This window comes from Streptomyces sp. 5K101 (assembly GCF_046506645.1).
GTDB lineage: Bacteria > Actinomycetota > Actinomycetes > Streptomycetales > Streptomycetaceae > Streptomyces.
Genome location: NZ_JBKFFO010000005.1, coordinates 127,507 through 154,313, shown reverse-complemented (window position 1 = coordinate 154,313; position 26,807 = coordinate 127,507). Strand labels below are relative to the sequence as shown.

General features: G+C 72.8%; 24 protein-coding genes. 21 read left to right on the top strand and 3 right to left on the bottom strand.

The features are described from left to right. The first annotated feature begins 255 nt into the window (after positions 1-255). Positions 256-801 (top strand): YbjN domain-containing protein, encoded by a 546-nt coding sequence (locus ACLB9X_RS11685; protein WP_410360229.1) that lies wholly within the window; start codon positions 256-258, stop codon positions 799-801. Positions 802-880: 79 nt separating this feature from the next. Here the strand turns inward: ACLB9X_RS11685 and ACLB9X_RS11680 are convergent, their stop codons facing one another. Then, on the bottom strand, positions 881-2,068 hold the full coding sequence (locus tag ACLB9X_RS11680) for a pyridoxal phosphate-dependent aminotransferase (protein WP_410360228.1): 1,188 nt from the start codon (positions 2,066-2,068) through the stop codon (positions 881-883). An 842-nt stretch (positions 2,069-2,910) separates the two neighbouring features. Between ACLB9X_RS11680 and ACLB9X_RS11675 the strand changes: the two genes are divergently transcribed. From ACLB9X_RS11675 to ACLB9X_RS11645, 7 genes are all read left to right on the top strand, one after another. Further along, on the top strand, positions 2,911-3,471 hold the full coding sequence (locus ACLB9X_RS11675; protein ID WP_410360227.1) for a DUF2617 family protein: 561 nt from the start codon (positions 2,911-2,913) through the stop codon (positions 3,469-3,471). A 53-nt stretch (positions 3,472-3,524) separates the two neighbouring features. Further along, a complete protein-coding gene (locus ACLB9X_RS11670; RefSeq protein ID WP_410360226.1) occupies positions 3,525-5,132 on the top strand; it encodes a polyamine aminopropyltransferase in 1,608 nt (535 codons plus the stop codon). Positions 5,133-5,281: 149 nt separating this feature from the next. Beyond that, a complete protein-coding gene (locus ACLB9X_RS11665) occupies positions 5,282-6,250 on the top strand; it encodes an SRPBCC domain-containing protein (RefSeq protein ID WP_410360225.1) in 969 nt (322 codons plus the stop codon). A 19-nt stretch (positions 6,251-6,269) separates the two neighbouring features. Next, positions 6,270-7,064 carry an aldose 1-epimerase gene (locus tag ACLB9X_RS11660; RefSeq protein WP_410360224.1) on the top strand — a complete coding sequence of 265 codons (795 nt, stop codon included), beginning with the start codon at positions 6,270-6,272 and terminating at the stop codon, positions 7,062-7,064. A gap of 10 nt (positions 7,065-7,074) precedes the next feature. Next, positions 7,075-7,614 carry an orotate phosphoribosyltransferase gene (gene pyrE, locus ACLB9X_RS11655; RefSeq protein WP_410360223.1) on the top strand — a complete coding sequence of 180 codons (540 nt, stop codon included), beginning with the start codon at positions 7,075-7,077 and terminating at the stop codon, positions 7,612-7,614. 188 nt (positions 7,615-7,802) lie between these two features. Further along, positions 7,803-8,825 carry a class II fructose-bisphosphate aldolase gene (fbaA, locus tag ACLB9X_RS11650; protein ID WP_410360222.1) on the top strand — a complete coding sequence of 341 codons (1,023 nt, stop codon included), beginning with the start codon at positions 7,803-7,805 and terminating at the stop codon, positions 8,823-8,825. 109 nt (positions 8,826-8,934) lie between these two features. Beyond that, positions 8,935-10,395: an MFS transporter gene (locus tag ACLB9X_RS11645; protein ID WP_410360221.1), complete on the top strand. Its 1,461-nt coding sequence runs from the start codon at positions 8,935-8,937 to the stop codon at positions 10,393-10,395. 217 nt (positions 10,396-10,612) lie between these two features. Here the strand turns inward: ACLB9X_RS11645 and ACLB9X_RS11640 are convergent, their stop codons facing one another. Next, positions 10,613-11,032, bottom strand: a complete 420-nt coding sequence (locus tag ACLB9X_RS11640; protein WP_410360220.1) for a DUF3151 domain-containing protein — start codon at positions 11,030-11,032, stop codon at positions 10,613-10,615. Positions 11,033-11,343: 311 nt separating this feature from the next. Here ACLB9X_RS11640 and ACLB9X_RS11635 point away from each other — a divergent pair, with 311 nt between their 5' ends. The 12 genes from ACLB9X_RS11635 (at position 11,344) to ACLB9X_RS11580 (ending at position 23,713) form a co-directional block, all read left to right on the top strand. Beyond that, a complete protein-coding gene (locus ACLB9X_RS11635) occupies positions 11,344-12,162 on the top strand; it encodes a DUF3152 domain-containing protein (RefSeq protein ID WP_410360219.1) in 819 nt (272 codons plus the stop codon). Positions 12,163-12,249: 87 nt separating this feature from the next. After that, a complete protein-coding gene (locus ACLB9X_RS11630) occupies positions 12,250-13,071 on the top strand; it encodes a tryptophan 2,3-dioxygenase family protein (RefSeq protein ID WP_410360218.1) in 822 nt (273 codons plus the stop codon). After that, the gene (kynU, locus tag ACLB9X_RS11625) at positions 13,064-14,257 is read left to right on the top strand and encodes a kynureninase (protein ID WP_410360217.1); all 1,194 of its coding nucleotides are present in this window, start codon (positions 13,064-13,066) and stop codon (positions 14,255-14,257) included. Before ACLB9X_RS11630 ends, kynU begins: the two co-directional genes overlap by 8 nt. Before the next feature lie 157 nt (positions 14,258-14,414). Then, on the top strand, positions 14,415-15,284 hold the full coding sequence (locus ACLB9X_RS11620) for an alpha/beta hydrolase family protein (protein ID WP_410360216.1): 870 nt from the start codon (positions 14,415-14,417) through the stop codon (positions 15,282-15,284). A 54-nt stretch (positions 15,285-15,338) separates the two neighbouring features. Then, entirely contained in the window at positions 15,339-16,160 is an 822-nt protein-coding gene (locus ACLB9X_RS11615) for an SDR family oxidoreductase (RefSeq protein WP_410360215.1), read from the top strand. Positions 16,161-16,285: 125 nt separating this feature from the next. Beyond that, positions 16,286-17,254, top strand: a complete 969-nt coding sequence (locus tag ACLB9X_RS11610) for an alpha/beta hydrolase (RefSeq protein ID WP_410360214.1) — start codon at positions 16,286-16,288, stop codon at positions 17,252-17,254. Next, the gene (locus ACLB9X_RS11605) at positions 17,247-18,413 is read left to right on the top strand and encodes an acyltransferase family protein (protein ID WP_410360213.1); all 1,167 of its coding nucleotides are present in this window, start codon (positions 17,247-17,249) and stop codon (positions 18,411-18,413) included. Before ACLB9X_RS11610 ends, ACLB9X_RS11605 begins: the two co-directional genes overlap by 8 nt. After that, on the top strand, positions 18,406-19,731 hold the full coding sequence (locus ACLB9X_RS11600) for a sensor histidine kinase (RefSeq protein ID WP_410360212.1): 1,326 nt from the start codon (positions 18,406-18,408) through the stop codon (positions 19,729-19,731). Before ACLB9X_RS11605 ends, ACLB9X_RS11600 begins: the two co-directional genes overlap by 8 nt. A 29-nt stretch (positions 19,732-19,760) precedes the next feature. Further along, positions 19,761-20,393 carry a response regulator gene (locus ACLB9X_RS11595; RefSeq protein ID WP_410360528.1) on the top strand — a complete coding sequence of 211 codons (633 nt, stop codon included), beginning with the start codon at positions 19,761-19,763 and terminating at the stop codon, positions 20,391-20,393. Between the two features lie 92 nt (positions 20,394-20,485). Next, the gene (locus ACLB9X_RS11590) at positions 20,486-21,832 is read left to right on the top strand and encodes a sensor histidine kinase (RefSeq protein WP_410360211.1); all 1,347 of its coding nucleotides are present in this window, start codon (positions 20,486-20,488) and stop codon (positions 21,830-21,832) included. Next, entirely contained in the window at positions 21,829-22,488 is a 660-nt protein-coding gene (locus tag ACLB9X_RS11585) for a response regulator (RefSeq protein ID WP_410360210.1), read from the top strand. The genes ACLB9X_RS11590 and ACLB9X_RS11585 overlap by 4 nt, the downstream gene beginning before the upstream one ends. A gap of 19 nt (positions 22,489-22,507) precedes the next feature. Then, complete coding sequence (locus tag ACLB9X_RS11580; protein ID WP_410360209.1) at positions 22,508-23,713, top strand: cytochrome P450; 1,206 nt, start codon at positions 22,508-22,510, stop codon at positions 23,711-23,713. A gap of 731 nt (positions 23,714-24,444) precedes the next feature. Here ACLB9X_RS11580 and ACLB9X_RS11575 read toward each other — a convergent pair. Next, positions 24,445-25,257 (bottom strand): diacylglycerol kinase, encoded by an 813-nt coding sequence (locus ACLB9X_RS11575; protein ID WP_410360208.1) that lies wholly within the window; start codon positions 25,255-25,257, stop codon positions 24,445-24,447. Positions 25,258-25,410: 153 nt separating this feature from the next. On the opposite strand from ACLB9X_RS11575, the gene ACLB9X_RS11570 reads away from it, so the two are divergent. Then, positions 25,411-26,694 carry an adenylosuccinate synthase gene (locus tag ACLB9X_RS11570; RefSeq protein WP_410360207.1) on the top strand — a complete coding sequence of 428 codons (1,284 nt, stop codon included), beginning with the start codon at positions 25,411-25,413 and terminating at the stop codon, positions 26,692-26,694. Positions 26,695-26,807: the final 113 nt, after the last annotated feature.

Genomic DNA, 26,807 nt, shown 5'->3' with positions numbered 1-26,807 from the left:
GCCGCAGGCCGTGCTGTGCCACCGGGTGGCCCGGGTGCCCGGGCCCCCGGTGGCCGGATGTCGCGCAGCGGAATTCAGCCACGCTGGGGGCACCCCCCTGGCCCCGCCGGGGGGACCCCCACCCGCAACCGCTTTAGGCGCGGGGGCGGAGCCCCCGGCAGCGCTCAGCTCGCAGCGGATCGGGCGCGGCGGGGCTTGCCACGCACGGGCGGGGATGGGAGAGGATGGCGGCATCCGTACGAAGGGAAATACACGGTGACCATCGATCCGTCCTCGATTCCGAATTTCGGGGGCCAGCCCCAGCCCCAGGCCGCAGGACCGGCGGGCCCCGTCGTTCCCGACCAGGACCTGGTCAAGCAGCTGCTCGAGCAGATGGAGCTGAAGTACGTCGTCGACGACGAGGGCGACCTCGCGGCGCCGTGGGAGGACTTCCGCACGTACTTCATGTTCCGCGGCGAGAACGAGCAGCAGGTCTTCTCGGTGCGGACCTTCTACGACCGCCCGCACGCGGTCGAGGACCGGGCGAGGCTCCTCGACACCATCGACGACTGGAACCGCCGCACCCTGTGGCCGAAGGTCTACACGCACCAGCACGAGGACGAGGAGACGAAGGAGCAGTCCCTCCGCCTCATCGGTGAGGCGCAGATGCTCATCGGCACGGGCGTCAGCCTGGAGCACTTCGTGTCGTCCACGGTCAGCTGGGTGCGCGCGTCGATCGAGTTCGACCGTTTCATCGTCGACCAGTTGGGCCTGGAGAAGGCCGAGGACACCGGCGAGGAAGCCCCGGCCGACGACGCCTGACCCACCACGCGTTCACGAGGGCCCGGCGGGAGACATCCCGCCGGGCCCTCGCGCTCTCCCGTTGGGACGCGGTGTGAGTTCAGGACGCCAGGCGTCGAAGGCGGTGGGTGGCCTCGGTGAGGACGTCGTCCCTCTTGCAGAAGGTGAAGCGGACCTGGCTGCGGCCGGCGTCGGGGTCGTCGTAGAAGACGGAGTTGGGGATGGCGACGACGCCACAGAGTTCGGGGAGGGCGCGGCAGAAGGCGTAGGCGTCCTTCTCGCCGAAGGGGGTGATGTCGGTGGTGATGAAGTACGTGCCCTGGGGCTGGTAGACCTCGAACCCGGCCGCGCGCAGGCCGTCACCGAGCAGGTCGCGCTTGCGTTGCAGGTCGGCGCGGAAGCTGTCGAAGTACGTGTCGGGCAGGCGGAGCGCCTCGGCGATCGCGTACTGGAACGGGCCCGCCGACACGTACGTCAGGAACTGCTTCGCCGAGCGGACCGCGCTCACCAGCTCCGGCGTCGCCGTCACCCAGCCGACCTTCCAGCCGGTGAACGAGAACGTCTTGCCCGCGCTCGAGATCGTGACCGTGCGCCCGCGCATCCCGGGGAACGACGCGAGCGGCATGTGCTCGCCCTCGAAGACGAGGTGCTCGTACACCTCGTCGGTCACCACCAGCAGGTCCCGTTCCACGGCGAGGTCCGCGATCGCCGCGAGTTCGTCGCGGGTCAGGACCGTGCCGGTGGGGTTGTGCGGCGTGTTGAGCAGGATCAGCCGGGTGCGCGGGGTCACCGCGGCACGCAGTGCGTCGAGGTCGAGCCGGTGGGTCCCGTCGTGGGGGCGCAGGGTCACCGGCACCCGCGTACCGCCCGCCATGGCGATGCACGCGGCGTACGAGTCGTAGTACGGCTCCAGGGCGATCACCTCGTCGCCCGGCTCCACCAGGGCGAGCAGCGAGGCCGCGATCGCCTCGGTGGCGCCCGCCGTGACCAGGACCTCGGTCTCGGGGTCGTGGACGAGCCCGTAGCGGCGGTGCTGGTGGTCGGCGATCGCCGTACGCAGTTCGGGGACGCCGGGCCCGGGCGGGTACTGGTTGCCGCGTCCCTCGCGCAGCGCCCGGACCGCCGCCTCCCTGACCTCGTCCGGCCCGTCGGTGTCGGGGAAGCCCTGTCCGAGGTTGATCGACCCGGTCCGGGCCGCCAGCGCGGACATCTCGGCGAAGATCGTGGTGCCGAACTCCGCCAGCCTGCGGTTCAGCAGCGGTCGTGATCCGGGTTCGCGTCCTGTCATGGCGCCATCCTGGGCCGAACCTCTGGAGTTGCTCAAGTCTGCTTTGGCTCCGGGAGGGGGAGGGCATCTCCCTGTCACGCGGATGAGCGTAACAGGGGGCGCACCGGGGGAAAGCGGTCGCGCCGTGTCGTGGGGGACTCTCCCCTGGGGGCGGTGGCTGGGGGACTTCGGCCTGGGAGGTACCCCCGTCGGGGGAACGGGAGGGACGGTGGGTGTGATGGTGGTTTTCGGTGCTGTGCTCGTCGGGCTGGTGGTGGTCGTGGCTCTCGTGCTGGCCGTGTCCGCAGGCCGGAGGGCGGCGAAGGCCGGCGGCGGCCGGCGGCGCGGGAGCGGCAGTGGGAGCGGCAGTGGGAGCGGCGGCGGTTCGAGCAGTTGGTGGGCCGGTGACGGCGGCGGCGCCTCGTGCGGCGGCGCCTCGTGCGGCGGCTCCTCGTCCTCGTGCGGCGGCGGGGGTGGTTGTGGCGGAGGCAGCTGACACGGGGCAGCTGGTCCGCGACCGGTGAAGGTGCCCGGTGGGACGAACTCCCGCCGGGTGCCTTCCTGTTGGGATTTCTCGCACAAGTGCGGGCGGCAGACGGCACATCACGTGCCCCACCCGCCCCACCATTCGTTGAACACGTGAACCGCCCGGCCCCCTAGGGGATGGAAACCGTGTCAAGTTGGGTAAAAACACTGCGGCTGTCACGTAGTTCGTGATTCCCTCACTGTGGAACCTGTTGGAACCATCCAGCCCTCGGACCTCCTGTGGACCCCGAGCAGGCCACCCCCCATGTCGAGCGCCCCGTCTTCGGGGCGTCAGGTCCACGTGTCCACCCGCCTATGCGCGTATGCGGAGCCGACCCATGCTCACGACCATCGATACCGCCTACACCGACACCCGTGCCGACGACCTCGCCTGGGCGCTCGGCCGGGAGCCGCTGCCTGCCCTGGCCGTCCTCGACCTCGAACTATCGGGTTGCCAGGTGCAGTTGAGACTCCTCGGCGCGTCCCACCAGGTGCTGCTCGACCAGGAGGGCGGCTCGTGCTCGGAGACCGTCGCCTGCATCCCGGGCAGCAGCACGCCCCTGCCCCTCGGCGTGGCCAAGCGGCTCGGGGACTGGGAGTACGAGTTCGCCGCCCGGGTCGAGACGCTGCCGGGACAGGCGTTCGCGGGCCGGGCCCAGGAACTGCTCGCACTGGTGGCCGACCATCCCCACGGCCTCGCGGGCACCTTCCCCGGCTCGCCGCACGCCTTCACCGCCCTGCTGGCCCAGCGCGGCGAGGGCCAGGTGTCCTGGCGCACCTGGCACGCGTACCCGCAGGAGAGCCGTCTGGTGGTCACCCGCACGCGCGTCGGTGTGCCGCACCGGCAGGGGCCGCACGGCCGGCGTGCGGAGCGCCGCCCCGACCGTGCTGCCCTGTAGTCCACACCTGTGGGTGACAGGGTGGAGACATGTTGTGACGTAGCGTTGCCGGGATGACCGACCGGCAGCTCACGTCCCCGCCCCGCAACGCGACGGCGGCGCCCGTGCGCCCCGCCGCCGGGCGTGGTCTCGTGCTGGCGGCGGCCTTCGTCTGCGCCGCCTGCGGGCTGGTCTACGAGCTCGAACTCGTCGCGCTCGCCTCGTACGTGATCGGCGACTCGGTCACCCAGGCGTCCGTTGTGCTGTCCGTCATGGTCTTCGCCATGGGCGTGGGTTCGCTGCTCGCCAAGCGGCTGCGCTGCCGGGCCGCGGTCGGTTTCGGGGTGCTGGAGGCGGTGCTCGCGCTCGTCGGCGGCACGTCCGCGATGGTGCTCTACGCGGCCTTCGCCTGGGCGGGCGGCTCCCGCGTCGCGCTCGTGGGGTTCTCCCTGGCCATCGGGGTGCTGATCGGTGCCGAGATACCGCTGCTGATGACGCTGATCCAGCGGGTCTCGCGACGCGACGCGGAGGGCACCGTCGCCGATCTGTTCGCCGCCGACTACGTCGGCGCGCTGGTGGGCGGACTCGCCTTCCCGTTCCTGCTGCTGCCGTGGCTCGGCGAGCTGACGGGCGCGTTGGTGACCGGCGCGGTCAACGCCGTGGCGGGTGCCGTGCTCGTGCTGTGGCTGTTCCGGGCGGAGATGTCGGCGCGCTGGCGGCTGCGGCTGCTCGTGCTGAACGGGGTGGTGCTCGCGCTGCTCGCCCTGGCCACCGCTCTCGTCGGCGACTTCGAGCGCGCCGCGCGCCGCGCGGTCTACGGCGACCACCTGCGGGTCGCCGTGCGCACCGGCGTCCAGGAGGTCGTCCTCACCGGCCGGCCCTCCCAGCCGCCCGACCTGTTCCTCGACGGGTGGCTGAAGGTGCGTGGCCGCGACGAGCACCGCTACCACGAAGCGCTCGTCCACCCGGCCATGAACGGGCCGCACGAGCGGGTGCTGATCCTCGGCGGCGGCGACGGCCTGGCCGCGCGCGAGGCGCTCGGATACGGGGGCGTCGGCTCGGTGACGATCGTCGAACTGGACGCCGGGCTCGTACACCTCGCGCGCACCGATCCCGCCCTCGCCGCGCTCAACGGCCATGTCTACGACGACCCGAGGCTGCGCGTCGCCACGGCGGACGCCTTCTCGTGGCTGCGCGGCGCGGAGCGGGGGCGGTACGACGTGATCGTCTCGGACCTCCCCGATCCGGGTGTCACCGCCGGCAGCAAGCTGTACTCGCTGGAGTTCTACGGCCTCGCACGCAGGGCCCTCGCACCGGGCGGGCGCCTGGCCGTCCACGCGGGGCCTGCCGCCCGGCCGCACACGTACTGGACGGTCGACGCGACGCTGCGGGCCGCCGGATTCGCCACCACCGGGTACCTCAACGGCGATCCGGGGCGGGGCAGCGCCCGCGGGGACAGGGGCTCCGACCGGTTCCGGAACGGCACGGCCACCGTGCCCGAGGAGGGCTTCCTGCTCGCCTCGGCGAGTGGCGCCGGCCCGCGGCTCGCGCTGGACCCCGGCGTGCCGCCACTGCGGTCGCCGCTCGCCGCCGAACTCGCCGCCTACGGGCGGGCGGCCGAGCGCACCCGCGTCACGGGACTCGACCCCTCGACACTGGTGCGCCCCCGCTACACCCGCTGAGGGCACCGGGCACCTGCTGAGGGCACGCACACCCCCTGAGGGCACCGGCTCCCTCCGGTCGTCACCTCTGGCCCCGTGCGCCGTGCTGCGCCGACGAACCGGCGCGCGAAGGCAGACGCGGCGCGCCGGGCTGAGTAGGCTCGGCTTCCATGGAGCATGAGGTGTTCGTACCGGTTCCGGCTGAGACCCTGCGACAGGTGCTGCGGGACCCCGCCCGGGTCGCCCGCTGCGTTCCGGGGCTCCAATTGGACGCCGACCGGGAGGCGGGGCCCCTGGCCGGCAGACTCAAGGTCCGGGTCGGCAGCCACACCATCACCTACCGCGGCGCCCTGCACCTCGTGGAGCAGGAGGGCGCCTTCACGGTCGAGGGCAACGGCGCGGAGGCGCGCGGCAGCGGCTCGGTGAAGATCGCGCTGACGGTACGCCCGGAGCCGACCGACGGAGGCACGACGCTGACGTTCAGCGGTTCGTCGACGGCCGACGGCCGGCTGGCGGACCTCGGGTCGTCCGCGCGGACGACCGCCGCCCACCGCCTTCTGGACCGGTTCGCCGAGGCGCTCGCGGCCGCGGCCTCCGACGGCGCGAGCGCGCCGCCCGAGGGTACGTCCGACGACGGCTCAGAAGCGGACGCGTCCGTCGATGACCACTCCCGGCCGGACGCCGGTGTGTCCACCGACGTGGGCTCCGCGCCCTCGGTCTTCGACGCACCGGTGCCCCCGCCGTCGCTCGGAGCCGACGCCGAGGACGAGTTCGCCGACCTCGACGCCCCGGCCGACGACGACCTCGACGCCTCCGATGCCGCCGACGCCGCTCTGGCCGCCGGTGCCGCAGTGCCCGCCGACGACGTGGACGACCTCGACGAGCTGGACGACCTGGAGGACCTCGACGAGCTGGGCCTGCCCGCGGAGCCCGCCGCCGAGGCCGCCCACGCACGGCGCACCATGATCGGCCGGAGCGCCGAGGAGGTCGACCACGCGCCCCCGCGCGGCCGTTACGCGCCGACTCCCGGTCCCGACGCGTCGGGCTCCCGAGCCGCCCTGCGCTGGGTCGTGCCCGCCGCGGCGCTCGCGCTCGCTTCCGCGGTCGTCGTCGGCCGGGCGCTCCGCCGCCGCAAGTAGTGCGGGCTAGTGTCGTCGTGTGAGTAGCGAAGAGAGCGTCCGGCTGGGCGCCGGCGACGTCGAGTTGACCGTGCATCCGGGGAACGGCTGCCGCATCGGAAGCCTGCGCATCGGCGGCACCGAGATGCTGCGCCAGGGGGAGCGGTACGGCTCGTTCCCCATGGTCCCGTGGTGCGGCCGCACCAGGGACGGGCAGTTCCGCAATGGGGACGTCGTCCATCAACTTCCGCTTAACGCGGCTCCGCACGCGATCCACGGCACCGGCCGCGACACCGCCTGGCGCACCGCGCGGGCGGGCAAGAGCGAGGCCGCGTTCACCTACGACCTCGCGGAGCCCTGGCCGTACACCGGCAGGGTCACGCAGACCTTCGAGCTGACGGCCGAGTCGCTGACCATGGCGATGGGCGTGGAGACGTACGGGACGTCGTTCCCCGCCCAGGCCGGCTGGCACCCCTGGTTCCTGCGCAACCTCGGCGGCGGCGAGGACGTGCGGATCGACTTCACACCGGCGTGGCAGGAGGAGCGCGGCGAGGACCACCTGCCCACGGGACGCCGTATCGACCCGCTGCCCGGCCCCTGGGACGACTGCTTCGGCATGCCCGACGGCCTGTCGGTCGTGCTGACGTGGCCGCAGCAGCTGGAGCTGACGGTCGCGAGCCGCGCCGAGTGGGTGGTGGTCTACGACGAGCAGGCGGAGGCCGTCTGCGTGGAGCCGCAGTCCGGCCCGCCGAACGGTCTGAACACCCACCCCGACCTCGTGACCCCGATCGAGCCGCTGGAGGTCACGACGACCTGGACGTGGCGGCGGCTTTAAGCTCATGGGCATGACTGACGTACGTGCTGAGCTGCTGCAGCAGATCAAGGACAAGGCCGTGGTGCACGGCAAGGTGACCCTTTCCTCGGGCATCGAGGCCGACTGGTACATCGATCTGCGCCGGATCACGCTCGACGGCGAGGCCGCGCCGATGGTCGGCCAGGTCATGCTCGACGCCACGGCCCACCTCGACTACGACTGCGTCGGCGGTCTGACCCTGGGCGCCGACCCGGTGGCGACGTCGATGCTCCACGCCTCCGCCGCCCGCGGCGGGCGGCTCGACGCCTACGTGGTCCGCAAGGCGGGCAAGGCGCACGGCATGCAGCGCCGGATCGAGGGCACGGACGTGAAGGGCCGTCGCTGCCTCGTCGTCGAGGATGTCTCGACCACCGGCGGATCCCCGCTGACCGCTGTCGAGGCGGTGCGCGAGGCGGGCGGCGAGGTCGTTGCCGTCGCCGTGATCGTCGAGCGCGGCGCCGCCCCGAAGATCGCCGAGGCGGGCCTGCCGTACGTCAACGCGTACTCGCTCGACGAGCTCGGTCTCGCCTGAGTGGAGCCTGACCTGCGCTGATATCGAGGGGCGTCCTGTTTCACGTGAAACAGGACGCCCCTCGCGCATCAGGGCGCGAAGGGCTCTGTGGAGCCGGGCCGAGAGTCTGGAAAGATAGGCCGCGACGATGACGTCGCCCCCAGGTCAGGGCCAGCACCACACACCCGCACATCACAAGGAGCGGACACATGCCCATCGCGACTCCCGAGGTCTACAACGAGATGCTCGACCGGGCGAAGGCAGGCAAGTTCGCCTACCCGGCCATCAACGTGACTTCGTCGCAGACCCTGCACGCCGCCCTGCGTGGCTTCGCCGAGGCCGAGAGCGACGGCATCATCCAGATTTCCACCGGCGGCGCCGAGTTCCTGGGCGGCCAGCACAACAAGGACATGGTCACCGGCGCCGTCGCCCTGGCCGAGTTCGCGCACATCGTCGCCGCCAAGTACGACATCACCGTCGCGCTGCACACGGACCACTGCCCGAAGGACAAGCTGGACGGCTACGTACGTCCGCTGCTCGACATCTCCGCCGAGCGCGTCAAGTCTGGTCGCAACCCGCTCTTCCAGTCCCACATGTGGGACGGTTCCGCCGAGACCCTCGCCGACAACCTGGCCATCGGCCAGGAGCTGCTGGCGCAGGCCGCCGCCGCCAAGATCATCCTTGAGGTCGAGATCACCCCGACCGGTGGCGAGGAGGACGGCGTCTCCCACGAGATCAACGACGAGCTGTACACGACCGTCGAGGACGCGCTGCGCACCGCCGAGGCCCTCGGCCTGGGCGAGAAGGGCCGCTACCTGCTGGCCGCCTCCTTCGGCAACGTGCACGGCGTCTACAAGCCGGGCAACGTCGTCCTCCGTCCCGAGCTGCTCAAGGACCTCCAGCAGGGCGTCGGCGAGAAGTACGGCAAGTCCGCGCCGTTCGACTTCGTCTTCCACGGCGGCTCCGGCTCCACGGCCGAGGAGATCACCACCGCGCTGGAGAACGGTGTCGTGAAGATGAACCTCGACACCGACACCCAGTACGCCTTCACGCGTCCGGTCGCGGCCCACATGTTCCAGAACTACGACGGCGTCCTGAAGGTCGACGGCGAGGTCGGCAACAAGAAGGCCTACGACCCGCGCAGCTGGGGCAAACTGGCCGAGGCGGGCATGGCCGCCCGTGTGGTGGAGGCCTGTGCGGCCCTGCGCTCCACCGGCACCAAGATCAAGTAACGCCGTACGGAGGGCCCGGCACCGTGACGCGGTGCCGGGCCCTTCCATCTGCCGGGAAAGCCGGCCACCCCGACTAGCCCCCGGCCGTGGGGGCCGGGAGGATGCCCGTATGGACATCAGGCTGTCCTCAGCCCAGGGGTGCTGGGTGGTCCTCACCACCGTCCTCGGCTCCGGCATGGCGCTGCTCGACTCGACCGTCGTCAACGTCGCCCTGCCCCGGATCGGCCGGGACCTCGACGTCGACCTGGCCGTCCTGCAGTGGACCGTCAACGCGTACATGCTCACGCTGGCCGCACTCATCCTTCTCGGGGGAGCGCTCGGCGACCGCTACGGCCGGCGGCGGATCTTCGTCCTCGGCGTGGTCTGGTTCGCCGTGGGCTCGCTGCTGTGCGGACTCGCTCCGAACGGCAGCATCCTGATCGCCGCCCGGGCCCTGCAGGGCATCGGCGGTGCGCTGCTCACCCCGGGGTCGCTGGCCCTGATCCAGGCGAGCTTCCATCCCGACGACCGGGCCCGCGCGGTCGGGCTGTGGTCGGGGCTCGGCGGCGTCGGCGCGGCGATCGGACCATTTGTCGGCGGCTGGCTCGTGGACGGGCCCGGCTGGCGCTGGATCTTCCTGCTCAATGTGCCGCTGGCTGCGGTGTGCGTGCCCGTGGCGCTGCGGCACGTCCCCGAGTCGCGCGACCTGCGGGCCACGGGCCGCTTCGACGTGCTGGGCGCGGTGCTCGGCGCGGCGGCGCTGGGCCTGGTGACGTACGCGCTCATCGACGCGACGCCGTGGCCCGGGCTCGTGGGGGTGCTGGTGGGGGCGGTCTTCGTCCTGGTCGAGCGGCGGCGGCCCGAGCCGATGCTGCCGCTGTCGGTCTTCGCGATCCGGCAGTTCACGGCGGTCAACCTGGTGACGCTGTGCGTGTACGCGGCGTTCGGCGGGTTCTTCTTCCTCGTCGCGCTGCAGCTCCAGGTCGTCGCGGGCTACTCGGCGCTGGGCACCGGTGCGGCGCTGCTGCCGACCACCGTGCTGATGCTCCTGCTGTCGGCACGGGCCGGGGAGCTGGGGGAACGGATCGGGCCGCGCATCCCGCTGGCCGTCGGCCCGCTGCTGTGCGCCGCCGGGACGATGCTGATGCTCCGGGTCGGCGAGAACGCCTCGTACGTGGCGGACGTGCTGCCCGCGCTGTTGGTGATGGGCATGGGCATGGTGACCCTGGTGGCTCCGCTGACCGCGACCGTCCTGGCGTCCGTGGACACCGCGCGGGCCGGGATCGCCAGCGGCATCAACAACGCGGCGGCCCGCGCGGCGGGCCTGATCGCTGTCGCGGCGCTGCCGCTGCTGGCGGGGATGGGGCCGGAGGCGTACCGCTCGGCGGCGGAGTTCGGGGAGACGTTCCGGCGGGCGATCCCGATGTGCGCGGGGGTGCTGGTGGCGGGTGCGGTGATCGCCTGGGCGACGGTCCGGGCACCGGCGGCGGCTCCGGCGGAGGAGCACGCGCATCCGCAGTGCCGGATGAACTGCGGGGTGGCGGCGCCGCCGCTGGAGCCGCCGGGGCGGGGGGAGCGGCCGGACGCGTGACGCGTCGCCGCGGGCGGTTGCCCCCGGCGGGGCTCCGCCCCGAGCCCCGCGCCTCAAGCGCCGGCGGGGCTGGGTTTGCCGGGGCGGGTGCCCCCGCGTCCCGCGCGTCGAGCACTGTCGGGCTGGGTCGCCCACGCCCTCGTCGGGGCTCCGCCCCGGACCCCGCGCCTCAAGCGCCGGCGGGGCTGGGGTTTGCCGGGGCGGGACGGTGGGCGGGCTAGCGCTTCAGTTCTGCGTAGGCCTCGTCGCTGCTGTCCTTGAGGAACTGCCAGCAGCGGTCCGCCTCCTCCGTCTCCTCGATCGCGGCCGCGGCGCGCGCCAGGGCCGCCAGGCAGCGCAGGAAGCCGCGGTTGGCGCGGTGGCTGAAGGGGATCGGGCCGTGGCCCTTCCAGCCCGCGCGGCGCAGGGCGTCGAGCCCGCGGTGGTACCCGGTACGGGCGTAGGCGTAGGACTCCACCACACGCCCGGCCTCGAAGGCGTCGTCGGCCAGCATCGCCCACGCCAGGGAGAAGGTCGGGTGCGCGGCGGCGACCTCGGCAGGCGCAGCGGACTGCTCGGCGAGCATCCGGTAGGCCTCTGCGTTCTCCGGCAGGTGCGTCGGGGGCGGGCCGCCGAGCAGGTTCTCGTGAAGGTTCATGCCTGAAGTCTGCCATTGGCACACGGCACCGGCCCGGGCCGTGGAACCGCTGTCCGGTGGGTGACGTCCTCCCGGGTACGATCGCACGCGCTGTCGATTTACTCGTCCGCAACCGATGTACACCGCCGGAGCGGAGGCCCCTACCCTCTCTCGCCGACAAGCCGGCCGAATCAGGGGAGAGATCCGTCTTGGGCAAGCGCGCCGCCGCCGGACGCGGGCGTGGACGCGGCCGCCGGACTTCGTCCCGCCGGGCCTCGTCCCAACGCGTTTCGTCCCGCCGGAATCGGGCGCGTGGCCGTGCGCTCGGTCCGATGCTCGTACTCGGCCTGCTCGTCGGTGTCCTGTCCATCGGCGGTGGCGCCGCCCTCGCCCACTGGCGCAGCGGTGCCACCGCAGCCGGTGACCGCGCCGCGTCCGCGGCCCCGTCCGCGGCCCCGTCCGAGAGGTCCAGCGCCGCACCACTGACGTCCCCCGAGGCCGACCCGAAGCCGTCCGCCTCCGCCTCGCCGCGCCCCAGTGCGACCGCGTCGCCCAAGGCGTCCGCGAAGCCGAGCGGGCCGCCGAAGGTGCCCGGGTCCGGAAAGGGGACGTTCACCGTCGCGCAGGCCACCGGCGCGGCGGTCGGCACCGGCACACTGCGCCGCTACCGGGTCGAGGTCGAGGACGGCATCGACCTGCCCGCACGGCAGGCGGCGGCCGAGATCGAGGAGATCCTCGCCCATCCGCAGGGCTGGGCCGCCCACGGCCGCGGCCGGTTCCAGCTCGTCTCGTCGAACGCCGACTTCGTCATCAGGATCGCCACCCCGGCCACCGCCGACCGGCTCTGCCTCGCCCAGGGCCTCAACACCCGCGGCGAGCTGAACTGCGAGACCGTCGAGGGCGTCGTCGTCAATCTGAAGCGGTGGCTGCTGGGCTCGCCGACGTTCGCCGGGACGCCCGCCGAGTACCGGCACCTGATCATCAACCACGAGGTGGGACACGAGATCGGCGTCCGGCAGCACATGGGCTGTCCCGGCCCGGGCCGCCCGGCACCGGTGATGATGCAGCAGATCAAGGGCCTGAACGGCTGCATGTCCAACGCCTGGCCCTACGACGAGAACGGGACGTATCTCACCGGACCACCGGTGTGAACCTCGTCCTATGATGCGGGTGGGGACCGGGGCCCACACCGATCAGGAAGGGGCGGACCGCTACCCGGATTCGTCGAGGAGACAGAAATGTCACATGACGCCGCCCCGAATCTGGACTTCGCGGGCACCACTCCGTACGAGGACTACGTCCAGGCGGACGTCCTCACCCACCTCCAGCACCCCCGTTCCGACGACCCGGGCGAGATGGTCTTCCTGGTCACGACCCAGGTCATGGAGCTGTGGTTCACGGTGATCGTCCACGAGTGGGAGACCGCGGCCCGCGCGCTGCGGGAGGACCGCGTCCCTGTCGCGATGGACGCGCTCAGGCGCTCCGTGCGGGAGCTGGAGGCGTTGAACGCCTCCTGGCGGCCGATCGCCAATCTCACCCCTGCTCAGTTCAACGCCTACCGCGACGCCCTCGGCGAGGGCTCCGGCTTCCAGTCGGCCATGTACCGGCGCATGGAGTTCCTGCTCGGCGAGAAGTCGGCGTCGATGCTGGTGCCGCACCGCGGCGCGCCGCGCGTGCACGCGGAGCTGGAGAAGGCCCTGCACGAGCCGAGTCTGTACGACGAGGTGCTCAGGCTGCTGGCGCGCCGGGGCCACGCGATACCGGCCGAGGTGCTCAAGCGGGACCTGTCGCAGAAGTACGAGCCGTCCGAGCAGATCGAGCGGGTGTGGGCCGAGCTGTACGACGTCGAGGACCAGGACTCCGAGCTGGTACGCCTGGGCGAGGCGCTCACCGACGTGGGCGAGCTGGTGTGGCGATGGCGCAACGACCATCTCGTGGCGACGCGGCGGGCGATGGGCTCGAAGGTCGGCACGGGTGGTTCGGCGGGCGTCTCCTGGCTGGAGAAGCGGGCCGCCAAGAACGTCTTCCCCGAGCTGTGGACGGCGCGCAGCCATGTCTGAGGCACTGGCCGGGAAGGCCGCGGCGCTGGACGCCGCAGACGAATTGGCCGCCGCGCGCAAGCTGTTCGCGCTCGACGAGGCTGTGTATCTGGACGGAAACTCGCTGGGCGCGCTGCCCGCGCACGTGCCGGCCCGCGTCGCCGATGTGGTGACGCGTCAGTGGGGTGAGCTGCGCATCCGTTCGTGGGACGAGAGCGGATGGTGGACGGCGCCGGAGCGGATCGGCGACCGGATCGCGCCGCTGGTGGGCGCGGCGCCGGGGCAGGTCGTGGTCGGCGACTCCACGAGCGTCAACGTCTTCAAGGCGGTCGTGGGCGCGGTACGGCTGGTGGACGACCCGGCGCGTACGGATGTTTTGGTGGACGCCACGACGTTTCCGACGGACGGGTACATCGCCGAGTCCGCCGCCCGGATGACCGGAAAGCAGCTGGTCCCTGTCGACCCCGCGGACCTGCCCGCGGCCCTCGGGCCGACGACGGCGCTCGCGCTCGTCAACCACGTCGACTACCGCTCGGGCCGGCTCCACGACCTGCCCGGCCTGACGGCGGCGGTCCACGCGGCGGGCGCGCTCGCGGTCTGGGACCTGTGCCACAGCGCCGGCGCGCTGCCCGTGGGGCTGGACGAGCACGGGGTCGACCTCGCGGTCGGCTGCACGTACAAGTACCTGAACGGTGGCCCCGGTTCACCGGCGTACCTGTACGTCGCCGAGCGCCACCAGGCCGGCTTCGACTCGCCGCTGCCGGGGTGGAACTCGCACACGGACCCGTTCTCGATGACTCCCGGCTACGAGGCCGCGGCCGGCGCGCTGCGGGGGAGGGTCGGCACGCCCGACATCCTCTCCATGCTGGCGCTGGAGGCGTCGCTCGACGTCTGGGAGGGGGTCTCGATCGACGCGGTACGGGCCAAGAGCCTGGCGCTGACGGACTTCTTCCTGGAGTGCGTCGAGGCGTACGTCCCGGCCGGGTCGGTGAGGTCGCTGACCCCTGCCGCGCACCGGGAACGGGGCAGTCAGGTGGCGCTGCGCTGCGAGGACGCGCCGCGGGTGATGCGGGAGCTGATCGACCGCGGCGTGATCGGCGACCTCCGCCGCCCGGACGTCCTGCGGTTCGGCTTCACGCCGCTGTACGTGGGCTTCGGTGACGTGGAGCGGGCGGCGCGGGTGCTGTCGGAGGTGCTGCGCGGCTGATACTCCGGGGGCGCTGCCCCCGGGCCCCGCTCGGGGCTGCGCCCCGAACCCGGGCCGCGCAGCGGCCCCCGCACGCAGCGCCTCCCGCCCCCGCAACTGATAGCGTCCGCGCTGGTCAGGTTGAATACGACACACCGCGGGACTGTTGGAGCAGCACATGCCGGACCCCGTCGCCCGTGACGCCGCCGAGGAAGCGTCGGCCCTCTCGCATCCTGCCGTCGTGCCGGACGCCTCCGCCGCCTACGGGGAGCATCCCGATCAGGTCGTCGACTTCTACGCGCCGCGCGACGGCCGGGCCGGTGCCCCGCTCGTCGTGCTGCTGCACGGCGGGGCCTGGCGGGCGCCGTACGACCGGCAGCACGTCACCCCGTTCGCGGACTTCCTCGCCCGCCGCGGGCTCGCCGTCGCCAACGTCGAGTACCGGCGCGGGCGCGAGATCCCGCAGCAGCGGGGGACCGGGCCCGTCGCGGGACGGTGGCCGGAGACGTTCGACGACGTCGCCGCCGCCCTGGACGCGCTGCCGGACCTGGCCCGGCGGGCGCTGCCGCAGGCGGACCCGCGGCGCACCGTCGTCACCGGTCACTCCGCGGGCGGGCAGCTCGCGCTGTGGGCCGCCGCCCGGCACGTCCTGCCGGCCGGTTCGCCGTGGCGGCTGCCCGCGCCGCCCGACCTGCGCGGCGTCGTCGCACTCGCCCCGATCGCCGACTTCGCGCACGCCGTCGGGCTCGACGTGTGCGGCGGCGCGGTGGGCCAACTGCTGGGTGCGGAGGGCGAGTACGAGCAGCGGGCCGCGCACACCGACCCGGCCGTCCTGCTGCCCACGGGCATCGCGACCGTCGTCGTCCACGGCCGCACGGACATCGTCGTGCCGCCCACGGTGAGCGAGGCGTTCGTCGACGCCGCGGCGAAGGCGGGCGAGACCGTCGGCCTGACCCTGCTGGAGGAGGTCGGACACTTCCCGCTCATCGACCCGGCCGCGGACGCCTGCGCCGTCGTGGCCGAGGAGATCGCCCAACTGGCCTGGTGAGAAAGGCCGGTGTTGCGGACAGAACCTGACCGCAAGGCTTCCTACGGTCTTCCCATGACGAATCTCGTGACCGGAGCAACCGGAACCGTCGGCCGCCAGGTGGTCGCCGAGCTGCTGCGCCGTGGACACTCCGTCCGCGCCCTGACCCGCGATCCCGCCCGGGCCGACTTCCCCGCCGGGGTGGACGTCGTCCGGGGCGACCTCACCGACCCCGGCACGCTCGCCGCCGCTCTCCAGGGCGTGACCGGCCTGCACCTGATCACCTTCGGCGGGCCGTACTTCGCCCCGCTGGAGACCGGCCCGCGCATCCTGGAACTCGCTGTCGAGGCCGGCGTACGGCGGATCACCGTGCTGCACGGCGGCGGGCCCAGCCTGCTGGAGGACGCCGTGCGGGCGGGGCGGGTCCCGTGGACCGTGCTGATGCCGGTGGAGTTCATGGCCAACGCCCTGGAGTGGGCGGACGGCGTGCGTACCGCCGGCGAGGTGCACGAGCCGTTCGTCGACCGGCTCAGCGCCATGGTCCACGAGGCCGACATCGGCGCGGTCGCGGCCGTCGCCCTCACCGAGGACGGCCACGGCGGAAAGGAGTACGTGATCACCGGGCCCGAGGTGCTGACCCTGACGGACAAGACGGAGACGCTGGCCGCCGCGCGCGGGCGCGCCATCCGGATCGTCGAGCTGACGGAGGAGGAGGCCGTCGGCCGGTGGCGCGCCTCCGGTCTCGCCGACGACGTGATCGGCTTCCTGCTGGAGGCGTACGGGAACACCCCGCCGGTGGGCCGCACGGTCGTCTCCACCGTCGAGGAGGTGACGGGCCGGCCGGCCAGGACGTTCGCCGAGTGGGCCGCCGAGCACGCGGACGCCTTCCGGGCCTGACCGCCGCCCCTACTCGTCATACCTGAGAGCTACGCGGCAAGTGCGCTCTCGCGCGGGACGCCCGGCCACCGCCCGGATTCCTAACGTCCTGTCCGGACCAGCGATCCGGACCGGAAGGAATCCTCATGGCGTCCCGCCTGCGCCGCACCCTGCTCGCCGCGTTCCTCGCCGCGGCCGTGGCCGTCCCGGTGTCGGCCGCAGCGAGGCCGTCCGCCGTCCCCGCTCCCGAACCGGCCGCCCTCGCACCGCTCAGCGCCGCCGAACTGCCCGCCCTGGACGCCCGGTACGCCACCACCCGGTCCGGCATCCGCGCCGCCGCCCGCGTCGCGGACGGCCACGGCGACCACCGGCGGGCCCGCGCGCTGCGGGCGATGGCGGCGGACGGGCGGCAGTTCCTCACGTTCGACGGCCGCGACGGAGGACGCGCCGCCGAGGTGTTCGGGGCCTTGGCGCGCGCCGACCGCGTCACCGTCCTCGTGCCCGGCTCGGACACCCATCTCGACACCTACGCACGCTTCCGCGCCGGGGCGGCCGCGCTCCACCAAGCCCTGCGCGGCACCGGCGCAGACCGCACCGCCGTCGTCGCCTGGCTCGGGTACGCCACCCCGCGGACCGTCGGCACCGACGTCCTGACCAGCGGCCGCGCCGACGACGCGGCGGACGAACTGGCCGCGTTCGTCGGCGAACTGAGCGCCGCCAAGGGCGCGGCCCCGGTGTCGCTCCTGTGCCACTCCTACGGCTCCGTCGTCTGCGCCCGCGCCGCCCACCGGCCCGAGACCGCGGCGGTCACCGACATCGCCCTCTTCGGCAGCCCCGGCACCGGAGCCGACTCCGCCGCCGCCCTGCGCACCCGTGCCACCGTCTGGGCTGGGCGCGGCGGCGACGACTGGATCGCCGGCGTCCCGCACGTACGGTTCGAACTCCTCGGCACCGAGGCCGGTTTCGGCACGGACCCCGTGACGGAGGCGTTCGGGGCCCGGGTCTTCGACGCGGGCGGCGGCGGCCACAGCGACTACCTGCGGCCCGGCTCCACCGCACTGCGCAACCTCGCGCTGATCGCCGCCGGCCGCACGGCGGAGGTCTCCCGTGGCTGACCTCCGTGGCCTCGTCCGCCGCGTCGACGCCGCGACGCCGCCGGGCAGGGACCGGGCCGTGGACGCCCTGCGCGCGTTCGCCATCGGCGGCGTCGTCCTCGGGCACTGGCTGGTCACCGCGCTCGTCGCGGACGGCGGGGCGCTGCACGGCGACTCCCCGCTCCGCCACCTGCCCGAACTCGCCCCCGTCTCCTGGCTGTTCCAGACCCTCGCCGTCTTCTTCCTGGTCGGCGGATACGTGGCCGCCCGCAGCCGTGCCGCGTACTGCGGGGGCCACCTCACCTGGCTGCGTGCCCGGTTCGCCCGTCTGTTCCGTCCCGTGGCCGCCGTGCTCGTGCTGTGGGCCGTCGTGTCCGCGGCCGCGTCGGCCATGGGCACCGGGACGGGGACCGTGCGTACCCTGCTCGGGCCGGCCCTGTCCCCGCTGTGGTTCCTGCTCGTGTTCGCCGCACTGACCGCGGCGACTCCGCTCGTCGCCCGCCTGCATCCGCTGTGGTCCCTCGCCGTCGTGCTGCACGTGGACCTGTTCCGCTTCGGCTTCGGCGGGCCCGCCTGGCTGGGCTGGGTCAACGTCGCGGCCGGCTGGCTCGCCCCGTACTGCCTCGGCACCGCCTGGGCCCGCCGGGAGCCGGGCACGGGCGTGCGCTGGGCACTGCTGCTGGGCGGCGCGGCGGCCACGGCCGCGCTCGTGGCGTGGGCCGGATACCCGGCGTCCATGGTCGGCGTCCCGGGAGCGCCCGTCTCCAACCTCAATCCGCCCACACTCGCCGCCGTCACCTTCGGGCTCGCCCAGTGCGGTGCCGCCCTGCTGCTGCTCGGCCCGCTGCGCCGCGTGCTGACAAGGCCCGCCGCCTGGGCCGCCGTCGCCCTGCTCAATCTCTGCGCCATGACCGTCTTCCTGTGGCACCAGACCGCGCTGATGGCGGTCACGGCCACCGGGCTGTCCTTCGGCCGGCTGCCGGGTCTGCACACCGTGCCCGACGGCGGCGAGTGGGTGCTCGCCCGGATCGCCTGGCTGCCGGTGTTCACCCTGGTCCTGCTGGTGTGCCGGGTGGCCTTCCACCCGTACGAACCCGGGCGCCCGAAGCGCGCGACCCGGGTGGTGCGGGCGCATGGCCCGGACCGGGACGTGGCGGCGGAGGTGCACGCCAGTGTCTAGGGTGGGGCGTGTGACGACCACGGGGCCCCAACACGCGTTTCGGCGAGGGGTTCTGGACTGGCTGCGGGTGCTGTGGGACGGACTGTGGTCCTTCCGGCCGGATCCGCTGCCGCCCTTCGTCTGGCTGCGCTGGCTCCCGCACGGTCTGCTCTGCATCGCCGCGTTCGGGATCACGTTCGGCGGCGTGGCACAGCTGGTGGACAACGGCGGTCTCGGCCCCCAGCTCGGGTTCCTGATCGGGTTCGCCCAGGGCGGTGCGGTGGTGCTCGCGCTGCGGCGGCCGACCGCGGCGTGGTGGGTGTCGACGGCGGCCATGGTGGTGGGCGCCGTGCTGGTGCGCCACCAGCTGTTGCGAGGCAACGCACACGACTTCACCTGGCCGTGGACAGCGGCCGGGATCCTCGGGCAGATGGCCGTGCTGCTGCTGCTCGCCCTGCGGGTGCGCACCCGGGTGTCCGCGGCGGCACTGGGCCTGACGGCGTTCCTCACCTATGCCGTCCAGGGCCTGCTGGGCGCGCCCGACTACCAGTCCACCGGGGTGGTCGCGGTCGTCCTGTGCACGGTCGTCGTGCTGCTCGGCACGGCCCTGCGCGGCCGCAGCCAGGCGCGTGCCGAACTCGGCCGGCAGGCCACGCTGACCGCGGAGGAGCGCACCCGGCGCACCGTGCTGGAGGAACGCAACCGCATCGCCCGCGAGCTGCACGACGTCGTCGCCCACCACATGTCGGTGATCTCCATCCAGGCCCAGGTCGCGCCCCACCTGGTGAAGGAGCCCAGCGACGAGCTGAAGGAGAACCTGGCGGGCATCCGGCAGAACGCGCTCGACGCGCTCACCGAGCTCCGCCGCGTGCTCGGCGTCCTGCGCTCGGAGAGCCCGGAGGCGGCCGAGTCCGCCCCGCACGGCCCGCTGCCCACGCTCGCCCGCCTCGACGCCCTCGTCGAGAACGCGCGGGCCGCCGGGCTGACCGTCGACTGCGTCCCCACGGGGGAGCGGCGCCCGCTCGCGCCGGGCGTGGAGCTGTCCGCGTTCCGGATCGTGCAGGAGGCGCTGAGCAACGCCATCCGCCACGCGCCCGGCACGACGGTGCGGATCGAGCTCGCCTTCTCGACGCCCGGCTTGCGCGTCCGCGTCACCAACACCGCGCCCCGCGTCCCCGCCCTGCGCTCGCCGGGCGCCGGGCACGGGCTGCTGGGCATGCGCGAGCGGGCCGCCATGCTCGGCGGCGACCTCGCGACCGGGCCCACACCGGACGGGGGTTACGAGGTGACGGCCTTCCTGCCGGGAGACACACCTGCCAAGGGGGAGAGGGAGAAGTGACGATCCGGGTGCTGATCGCCGACGACCAGATGATGGTCCGGCAGGGCTTCACGGTGCTGCTGAACGCCGAGCCCGACATCGAGGTCGTCGGCCAGGCCGTCGACGGTCTCGACGCCGTGGCCCGGGCCGGGGAGTTGCGGCCCGACGTGGTGCTGATGGACATCCGCATGCCCGAGCTCGGCGGCATCGAGGCCACCCGCCGCGTCACCGCGCACGACCCGTCGACCAAGGTGCTCGTCCTGACCACCTTCGACCTCGACGAATACGTCTACGAGGCGCTGCGCGCGGGCGCGTCCGGATTCCTGCTCAAGGACGCGTCGGCCGACGAACTCGCGCACGCCGTACGGGTCGTGGCCGCCGGGGACGCGCTGCTCTCCCCGAACATCACCAAGCGGCTGATCACCGAGTTCTCCCGGACGACCGGGACGCCGCGCGCCCCGCTCAAGGAGCGCGTCGGCGATCTGACGGAACGTGAGACGGAGGTCCTGTCCCTGATCGCCCAGGGCCTGTCCAACGCGGAGATAGCCCAGGCCCTCGTCGTCGCCGAGCAGACCGTGAAAACCCACGTGAGCCGGGTTCTCGTGAAACTCGGCCTGCGCGACCGCACCCAGGCGGCGGTCTTCGCGTACGAGACGGGCCTGGTGCGCCCGGTCGGCTACTGAAACCGGGGCCCACCAGTAGTACTCAAGGCGGACGCCCCAGGATCCGCAGCGATGCTGACGACCGCGGGTGCCCGGCCGCTTACCTTCGTCACGTGACCCAGAAGACCCGCAGCCCCGAATACGACCTGGCCCAAGGAGCGCTCAGCGGCCTGCGCCAGGACCTCTTCCACGACGCGTTCGCCTACCGCCCGCTGCCGCCGCTGAGCACCGGCGGACCGCTGGTCCGCCGGCTGCCGGGTGAGCGGATACGCCGGGCCGCGGTGTGGCTGCCGCACGCCGTGGTGCTGTTCCTCGCGCTGTGGACACTGATGCTGGGGTACTTCGACGATCACGGCGGCCTGGGCTTCGTCGTGGGAGGTTTCGTCCCCGCGGCGGCCGTCGCGATGACCCTGGTCAGGCCCGTGGGCGCCTGGTGGGTGTCGATCGTGAGCACACCGTTCGTGGCGGTGGTGACCTTCTGGGGCGACTGGCCCTGGGCATCGGCCGGTTTCCTCTCCCACCTGAGCGTGATGACCGTGGTGGCCCTGCGCACCCGGCCGCGGACGGCCGCCTGGATGTGGCTCGTCACCGCGGTGTACGGGATGTTCGCCGACACGGTGTTCAGCCGCGGCTACGGTCCCGGCGCGGGGCCGATGCTGGTCACATCCGCCGTCGTCCTGCTGGCCGTGAGCATGCTCCTCGTCCGCCGCGAGGCGAAGCAGGAGGTCGCCGCGCAGCAGACCGTGACCGCCGTCGAGCGCGACCGGCGCACGCTCCTGGAGGAGCGCACGACGATTGCCCGCGAGCTGCACGACGTCGTCGCGCACCACATGTCGGTCGTCGCCATCCAGGCCGAGGCCGCGCCGTACCGGGTGGAGAACCCGCCGGAGGAGCTGGAGCGGGCGTTCGCCACCATCCGCGAGAACGCGGTGGCCGCGCTGACCGAGCTGCGCCGCATCCTCGGCGTCGTACGGGCGGAGGACTACGAGGCGCCGGACGCGCCGCAGCCAATGCTCAGCGACCTCGACAACCTGATCGCCAACGTCCGCGACGCGGGACTCCAGACGCAGAAGACGGTCACGGGAGCGGTGCGCGAGCTGCCCCAGGGCGTCGAGCTGTCGGCGTACCGGATCATCCAGGAGGCGCTCAGCAACGCCCTGCGGCACGCCCCCGGTTCCACCGCCAGGATCGAGCTCTCCTACGTCCTGGGCGGCTTGGGCCTGCGCGTGGTGAACACCGCGCCCCAGGCCCTGGTGAATCCCGCCCGTCGCCCGACCACCACCCCTCAACGAGGGTTTCGCCCGCCCCTTTCGAAGGGCGCCGGCCACGGCATCACGGGCATGCGGGAACGTGTGACGATGCTGAACGGCGAGATGACCGCCGGGCCGACCGACGAGGGCGGCTACGAGGTGACCGCCTTCATCCCCGTCGCCGCGAACCCCGCCGAGGAGCTGTCATGACGATCCGCGTACTCATCGTCGACGACCAGGCCATGGTCCGGGAGGGCTTCTCGGTCCTGCTCAACGCCATGCCCGACATCGAGGTCGTCGGCGAGGCGGTCAACGGACGGGAGGCCGTGCGCCGGGTCGCCGAGCTGGCGCCCGACGTCGTCCTGATGGACATCCGCATGCCGGAGCTGAACGGCATCGACGCCACCCGCGAGATCGTCGCCGCCGACAGCGGGGCGAAGGTGCTGGTGCTCACCACGTTCGACCTGGACGAGTACGTGTACCAGGCGCTGCGTGCCGGGGCCTCCGGCTTCCTGCTGAAGGACGCCTCCGCCCGGCAGCTCGCCGACGGCGTCCGCGTGGTCGCGGCGGGCGAGGCGCTGCTCGCGCCGACGGTGACGCGGCGGCTGATCACCGAGTTCTCCCGGCTCGCCGAGACCCCGCGCCCGGCGGCGCTGACCCAGGTCGGGGACCTGACCGAACGCGAGACGGAGGTGCTGGTGCTGATCGCGCAGGGCCTGTCGAACGCGGAGATCGCCTCACACCTGGTCGTCGCCGAGTCCACGATCAAGACGCACGTGAGCCGGGTCCTGGTGAAGCTCGGCCTGCGCGACCGCACCCAGGCGGCGGTGTTCGCGTACGAGGCGAGGCTGGTCACGCCGTCGTAGGCGGGGTTAGCGTCCCGTCATGGACGTACCGTTCGAGCCCTGGTCCCCCGCTTTCGCCGCCGACCCGTACCCGGCTCTCGCCGAGCTGCGGGCACGGGGGCGGGTGCACTGGTTCGAGCCGACGCGGCAGTTCCTGATCCCGCACCACGCCGACGTGTCGGCGCTGTTGCGGGACCGGCGGCTGGGGCGCACGTATCTGCACCGCTTCACGCACGAGGAGTTCGGGCGTACACCGCCGCCCGTCGCGCACGAGCCGTTCCACACGCTGAACGACCACGGGCTGCTGGACCTGGAGGCCCCGGACCACACCCGGATCAGGCGCCTGGTGACGAAGGCGTTCACGCCCCGGACCGTGCAGGCGCTTCAGCCGGTGGTGCGCCGGCTGGCGGCGGACCTGGTCGCCGACCTCAGGCGCGCGGGCGGCGGAGACCTGGTGGCCGAGGTCGCGGAGCCGCTGCCGGTCGCGGTGATCGCGGAGATGCTCGGCGTCCCCGCGTCGGACCGGGGCCTGCTGCGGCCGTGGTCCGCGGACATCTGCGGGATGTACGAGCTGAACCCGTCCGAGGAGACGGCGGCGCGGGCGGTGCGGGCGTCGCTCGAATTCAGCGCGTACCTGCGGGAGCTGATCGCGGTGCGGCGGGCGGAGCCGGGCGACGACCTGATCTCCGCGCTGATCGCGGCGCACGAGGAGGGCGACCGGCTCAGCGAGCCGGAGATGATCTCCACGTGCGTGCTGCTGCTCAACGCGGGCCACGAGGCGACGGTGAACACGACGGCCAACGGATGGTGGACGCTCTTCCGCCACCCCGAGCAGCTGGCGGCGCTGCGGGCGGACCACTCGATGTTGTCCACAGCTGTGGAGGAGCTGATGCGGTACGACACACCGCTCCAGCTCTTCGAGCGCTGGGTGCTGGACGACATCGAGATCGACGGGACGGTGATCCCGCGCGGCTCGGAACTGGCGCTGCTGTTCGGCTCCGCGAACCGCGACGAAGCGTGCTTCCCGCGCGCGGACGTCCTGGACCTGGCCCGCGCCGACAACCGCCACGTGAGCTTCGGCGCGGGCATCCACTACTGCCTGGGCGCACCGCTGGCCCGCCTCGAACTTTCGGCGTCGTTCGGCGAACTGCTGCGCCAGGCACCGGGGATGAGGCCGGTGTCGGAACCGGAGTGGCGGGAGGGTTTCGTGATCAGGGGCCTGCGGGAACTCCGCGTGGAACTGTGACCTTTCCCCACCCCGAGCTCTCCCGCAAGCGGGGCTTCGCCCCGCACCCCGTGCCGCGCTTCGCGCGGATTCCTCGGGCGGAGCCCGAAGCACGCGCACGCCAGGGCGCAGGGCCACGGGGTCCGGGGCGAAGCCCAGTTGGCCGCTCCAGCCGAGCAGGAGCGCGAACCCCGCCACGCCCCGCGGCCACCGCCGCCTTGCGGGCTCTGGGCGTGGCGTTGCTCCGGGCGTGGCAGGTGCCACGCCCGGTCAGGCTCCTGGTTCAGCTCATGTGGTTGTACGTGCCGCCCCTGTGGGCGTCCGAGATCGGCGGGACGTGAAGGGGCGGTGGCGGTCGCCGGTACCGGAGTAGAGGCAGACGGTGTTGGTGCTGCGCTGGTGGGCGAAGAGGTCTTGCCGTCGTGGTCGACGTCGCCGGCGCCGATGAGCTGGGTGTAGGTCTGCCAGCCGCCGCCGATCCTCGTGCGCTGGGTGCAGGTGCCGTCGCCTTGCACAGATAAAGCCACAGGACGCCGTCCTTGTCGCGGGCGACGAGGTCTCCGGCGGATCCACCGGCGAGGTTTCCGACGGCGTTTCCTCCTGCGCGAACGGGCTGGGACGTCACCGGTGCGTCCCAGCCGGTCCGACCACCGGAGGGACGACTTGGTTGTACGAGAACCCGCGGCCGGCACGCCGACCCGGCCGCCGGCCACCCCCAGGCGCCGTTGGGGCCGCCCGGTCGGCGACCGGACCTACGTCTCCGCCGCCTGCGCCACTGGCAGCGTCAGCCCCCACGCCCCCGGCCGGACCGTCCAGGTGCGGGTGCGGACGGGGCCCGTCACCTGGGTGTCCGCGCGGTAGCGGAAGTCCGGGCCCGACACCGTGACCGTCAGGGCGCTCGTGCGGACCGCCTCCGTGGCCGCGGGGTGCCGGATCAGGACCTCCGCGCGGCCGTCGCGGTCCGCCCGGACCGACACGGCCTCGACCGGGCGGTCCAGGTCCGCCAGCAGGACCCCGTCGGCCTCCACGCGCAGCCGGTGCGCGCGGGCCGCCGGGGCGGCCGGGGCCGGGCGCACCAGGGTGCGGACCAGCGAACGGCAGGCGTTCCACACGGACGCCTCCCCCCGCGCCATCGCCCGCACCGCCGGGATCGACAGGCCGCCCAGCACCACACCGTCGGACTCGTCGACCAGCAGGTCCAGCCGGCGCACCACGCCGTCCAGCACCGCCCGCGCCGCCGCGACCGGCCCGGCCGGCACGCCGAGCGAGTGCGCGAGCTGCACCGCGCTTCCCACCGGGACCAGCGCCAGCGCGCCGTCACCGAGCCAGCGGTCGCGGTGCAGCAGGGCGACGGCACGCAGCAGGGCCCGGTCGTCACCGACCACGACGGGCCTGCGGTGCCCCCTCCGGGTGAGCGCACGCGCAAATTCCTCAGGCCCGTCGGGGAGACAGATTTTCGCCTCCGAACCCCCGCACAGCACATCTTTCGCGATGCGTACGGACTCGCCGTCGATTCGGCGGGCGACCGGGTCGATGACCACCAGCAGCTGGTCGTGATCCGACACCTCGGTCCTTCCTCGGGTAGCATCTTTGTGCAAGAGCCCCTTGCGCTATTGCGCCAGGGGCTTCGTCTATTCCGGGGCAACCGGTCCGAATACTCAGGCACGGCTTCGGCCCCCTGACCTTGGTCTTGCCCCGCCCGGAAGGGGTGTACGCCTGTGCCCGCACTTGTGCTGCTCGGTGCTCAGTGGGGTGACGAGGGCAAGGGAAAGGCCACTGACCTGCTCGGTGGTTCGGTTGACTATGTGGTGCGTTACCAGGGTGGCAACAACGCCGGCCACACCGTCGTGGTGGGTGACCAGAAGTATGCGCTGCATCTCCTCCCTTCCGGAATCCTCTCGCCCGGATGTACTCCGGTCATCGGCAACGGCGTCGTCGTGGACCCGGCGGTTCTGCTCTCCGAGCTGAGCGGGCTGAACGACCGCGGCGTCGACACGTCCAAGCTCCTGATCAGCGGTAACGCGCATCTGATCACGCCGTACAACGTCACCCTCGACAAGGTGACGGAGCGGTTCCTCGGCAAGCGCAAGATCGGCACCACCGGCCGCGGCATCGGCCCGACGTACGCCGACAAGATCAACCGCGTCGGCATCCGCGTCCAGGACCTCTACGACGAGTCGATCCTGACCCAGAAGGTCGAGGCGGCGCTGGAGAACAAGAACCAGCTTCTCGCCAAGGTCTTCAACCGGCGCGCGATCGAGGCGGACCGGATCGTCGAGGAGATGCTGGGCTACGCGGATCAGATCAGGCCGTACGTCGCCGACACGACGCTGATCCTGAACAACGCCATCGACGAGGGCAAGGTCGTCCTCTTCGAGGGCGGCCAGGGCACGCTGCTCGACGTCGACCACGGCACGTACCCCTTCGTCACCTCCTCCAACCCGACCGCGGGCGGTGCGTGCACCGGCGCGGGCGTCGGACCGACGAAGATCAGCCGCGTCATCGGCATCCTCAAGGCGTACACGACCCGCGTCGGCGCGGGCCCGTTCCCGACGGAGCTGTTCGACGAGGACGGCGAGGCGCTGCGCCGCATCGGCGGCGAGCGGGGCGTCACCACCGGCCGCGATCGCCGCTGCGGCTGGTTCGACGCGGTCATCGCACGCTACGCGACCCGGGTCAACGGCCTCACGGACTTCTTCCTCACCAAGCTGGACGTGCTGACCGGCTGGGAGCAGATCCCGGTCTGCGTCGCCTACGAGATCGACGGCAAGCGCGTCGAGGAGCTCCCGTACAGCCAGACCGACTTCCACCACGCGAAGCCGGTGTACGAGTACCTTCCGGGCTGGTCCGAGGACATCACCAAGGCGAAGACCTTCTCCGACCTGCCGAAGAACGCGCAGGGCTACGTGAAGGCGCTGGAGGAGATGTCGGGCGCGCCGATCTCCGCGATCGGCGTCGGCCCGGGCCGCACGGAGACGATCGAGATCAACTCGTTCCTGTAGGAACGGACCCGCGCGGGCCCCGGACACGGTCGTGTCCGGGGCCCACGCATGGGCGGGACGTGACGCCTTTTCCCGTCCCACGACTAGTCTGTGCGCCGGGAAGGGGGTGGCCG

Bases quoted from the DNA above. Each gene is read 5' to 3' on its own strand.
- pyrE (WP_410360223.1), top strand. From the start codon at position 7,075: ATGACTGACGTACGTGCTGAGCTGCTGCAGCAGATCAAGGACAAGGCC.
- fbaA (WP_410360222.1), top strand. From the start codon at position 7,803: ATGCCCATCGCGACTCCCGAGGTCTACAACGAGATGCTCGACCGGGCG.
- ACLB9X_RS11630 (WP_410360218.1), top strand. From the start codon at position 12,250: ATGTCACATGACGCCGCCCCGAATCTGGACTTCGCGGGCACCACTCCG.
- ACLB9X_RS11645 (WP_410360221.1), top strand. From the start codon at position 8,935: ATGGACATCAGGCTGTCCTCAGCCCAGGGGTGCTGGGTGGTCCTCACC.
- ACLB9X_RS11680 (WP_410360228.1), bottom strand. From the start codon at position 2,068: ATGACAGGACGCGAACCCGGATCACGACCGCTGCTGAACCGCAGGCTG.
- ACLB9X_RS11635 (WP_410360219.1), top strand. From the start codon at position 11,344: ATGCTCGTACTCGGCCTGCTCGTCGGTGTCCTGTCCATCGGCGGTGGC.
- ACLB9X_RS11585 (WP_410360210.1), top strand. From the start codon at position 21,829: ATGACGATCCGCGTACTCATCGTCGACGACCAGGCCATGGTCCGGGAG.
- ACLB9X_RS11670 (WP_410360226.1), top strand. From the start codon at position 3,525: ATGACCGACCGGCAGCTCACGTCCCCGCCCCGCAACGCGACGGCGGCG.
- ACLB9X_RS11610 (WP_410360214.1), top strand. From the start codon at position 16,286: ATGGCGTCCCGCCTGCGCCGCACCCTGCTCGCCGCGTTCCTCGCCGCG.
- ACLB9X_RS11595 (WP_410360528.1), top strand. From the start codon at position 19,761: ATGATGGTCCGGCAGGGCTTCACGGTGCTGCTGAACGCCGAGCCCGAC.
- ACLB9X_RS11640 (WP_410360220.1), bottom strand. From the start codon at position 11,032: ATGAACCTTCACGAGAACCTGCTCGGCGGCCCGCCCCCGACGCACCTG.
- ACLB9X_RS11615 (WP_410360215.1), top strand. From the start codon at position 15,339: ATGACGAATCTCGTGACCGGAGCAACCGGAACCGTCGGCCGCCAGGTG.
- ACLB9X_RS11580 (WP_410360209.1), top strand. From the start codon at position 22,508: ATGGACGTACCGTTCGAGCCCTGGTCCCCCGCTTTCGCCGCCGACCCG.
- kynU (WP_410360217.1), top strand. From the start codon at position 13,064: ATGTCTGAGGCACTGGCCGGGAAGGCCGCGGCGCTGGACGCCGCAGAC.
- ACLB9X_RS11665 (WP_410360225.1), top strand. From the start codon at position 5,282: ATGGAGCATGAGGTGTTCGTACCGGTTCCGGCTGAGACCCTGCGACAG.
- ACLB9X_RS11620 (WP_410360216.1), top strand. From the start codon at position 14,415: ATGCCGGACCCCGTCGCCCGTGACGCCGCCGAGGAAGCGTCGGCCCTC.
- ACLB9X_RS11675 (WP_410360227.1), top strand. From the start codon at position 2,911: ATGCTCACGACCATCGATACCGCCTACACCGACACCCGTGCCGACGAC.